Source organism: Limisphaera ngatamarikiensis (genome assembly GCF_011044775.1).
GTDB classification, from domain to species: Bacteria; Verrucomicrobiota; Verrucomicrobiia; order Limisphaerales; family Limisphaeraceae; genus Limisphaera; species Limisphaera ngatamarikiensis.
Window position 1 is genome coordinate 10936 of the sequence record NZ_JAAKYA010000053.1, and the last position, 716, is coordinate 11651.

1 protein-coding gene is annotated in these 716 nt (G+C 69.8%); it reads right to left on the reverse strand.

What is annotated here, in order from left to right; all coding sequences use genetic code 11:
• Positions 1–492, reverse strand: a 492-nt coding sequence (locus G4L39_RS08025) for a class I SAM-dependent methyltransferase (RefSeq protein ID WP_205880872.1), incomplete at its 3' end; no start/stop codon positions are given.
• Between the last annotated feature and the right edge of the window lie 224 nt (positions 493–716).

Consider the following 716-nt stretch of genomic DNA (forward strand, 5'->3'; position numbering starts at 1 on the left):
ATCGGGCGTTGGGTTGGGTTCCGTGGTTCTTTCGTACAGCACGACGCGGGCGGGCGGGATGTTCCACCACACGACGATGGTTTGGCGGACGCGGAATCCGGGCCAGTGGAGGGAGGGCTCGTGTCGGAGGCGGTAGCGGAACTGGATCCAGCGCCGGCCCGGGTGCAGGAGTTGTTGGATTTGGCGCACGACCTGTTGTTGGTCCTTTGGTGAGAAGGCTCGCAGGGGCAGGCTGGAGACGACGGCGCTGACCGGGACGTTGGGTCCGAGGTGTTGGCGCAGGAGGTCGGTGAGTTGGCGGGCGTCGCCCTGCAGGATGTGGATGCCGGGGAATCGTTTGCGGAGGACTTCGACCATTCTGGGCATGGTTTCGACCGCGACCAACTGTTCGGGGGGAACGCTGCGGAGGAGGAGGCATTCGGTGACTGCGCCGGTGCCGGCGCCCAGTTCGAGCACGTATCCGCCCGGCGGTATGGGGACCCACCGGGCCATGGCCTGGGCGAGGAACCGCGAGCTGGGCGCGACGGCTCCGATTCTGCGGGGATGGGTTGCGTAGTGCCAGAGGATGAGGGGGGTGTCGGCGACGGCGCGGAGGAGGCGGCGGAGGTGGGCGGTACCCGGGACGGGTGCGGAGGTGCGGGCGGGGACGGTTCGGCCCCACGGGTTTGGGGGCGGGGCCTGGGGTGGGGGCTGGGGGCCCCGGGTTTGGTGCGGGC